Origin of the sequence: Nocardia acidivorans NBRC 108247 (assembly GCF_001625085.1) — a bacterium.
GTDB classification, from domain to species: Bacteria; Actinomycetota; Actinomycetes; order Mycobacteriales; family Mycobacteriaceae; genus Nocardia; species Nocardia acidivorans.
In genome coordinates, this window is the sequence record NZ_BDAW01000151.1 from 1 (window position 1) to 1,266 (window position 1,266).

General features: G+C 64.3%; 1 protein-coding gene. It reads right to left on the minus strand.

What is annotated here, in order from left to right; all coding sequences use genetic code 11:
- Positions 1-35: 35 nt before the first annotated feature.
- Positions 36-1,198, minus strand: a protein-coding gene (locus NA10_RS35080; protein ID WP_157557023.1) for an IS3 family transposase whose coding sequence is annotated in 2 segments (ribosomal slippage) — positions 36-911 and positions 914-1,198 — 1,161 coding nt in all. Because the reading frame shifts where the segments join, the coding sequence is not laid out codon by codon here.
- Positions 1,199-1,266: the final 68 nt, after the last annotated feature.

Genomic DNA, 1,266 nt, shown 5'->3' on the forward strand with positions numbered 1-1,266 from the left:
CCCGGGTCTGCTGCACTGTCAGGTGACAGATACGGTCACGCGGCCTGACTGGCCGGTGGGGTCATGATCATTTCGAATTCGACCGGTGTCAAACGGCCGAGCCGTGTTTGACGCCGCCGCCGATGGTAGGTGCGTTCGATCCAGGTGACGATTGCGATCCGCAATTCCTCACGCGTCGACCAGGATCGGCGATCGAGCACATTGTTTTGCAGGAGCCCGAAGAAACTCTCCATGGCAGCATTATCGCCAGCCGCACCGACCCGGCCCATCGACCCTGCCATGGAGTGACGAGCCAAGGCGCGCAAGAACTTTCGGCTCCGAAATTGCGATCCACGATCGGAATGCAGGATACACCCGGCCACGTCACCACGGCGGGCGACCGCATTGTTGAGCGCCCGCACCGCCAGCCGCGATTTCATTCTCGAATCGATGGAATAGCCGACAATCCGATTCGAATACACGTCCTTCACCGCACACAGATAGAGCTTGCCCTCGGCCGTCGGATGCTCGGAAATATCGGTGAGCCACAACTGATTCGGGGCCTGCGCGGTGAAATCCCGTTGCACCCGATCGTCGTGCACCGGCGGACCGGCCTTGCGGCCCTTTCCTTTCCGCTTACCGAATACACTCCACCAGCCCTGCTGCGAACAGATCCGCCACGCGGTGCGGTCGGCCATCGCCTCGCCGGCCGCGCGGGCCTCGTCGGCCAGCAGCCGGTACCCGAATTCGGGGTCATCGCGATGGGCGTCGAACAGGGCGTTGGCCCGATAGGCCTCTTCCAGCTCGGAGTCGGTGACCGGTTCGTCGAGCCACCGGTAGTAGGGCTGGCGCGCCAGCCCCAACACCCGGCACGTCACCGCGACGGGGATCCCGTGCGCGGCCAGCTCGCGGACGAGCGGGTAAGTCATTTTCCCGGCAGGCTGGCCTGCGCGAAATAGGCAGCGGCCCGTTTGAGGACCTCGTTCTCCTGCTCCAGCAACCGGATTCGCCGTTTCGCCGCCCGTAACTCGGCCGACTCGGCGGTGCTGGTGCCGGGTTTGGCTCCCTCGTCCACGTCGGCCTGGCGCATCCATTTCGACAGCGTCATCGGGTGGATCCCGAAATCGGCGGCGACTTGCTCCAAGGTGACCTCGCTGTCGCGGTTGCGCGCGACGCGCACGACATCGTCGCGGAACTCACGAGGGTAGGGCTTGGGCACAGCAACATCCTTACCAGCCTGCCCGCGGGCAAGCCAAATCAGATGTCACCTCCTCATGCAGCAGACCC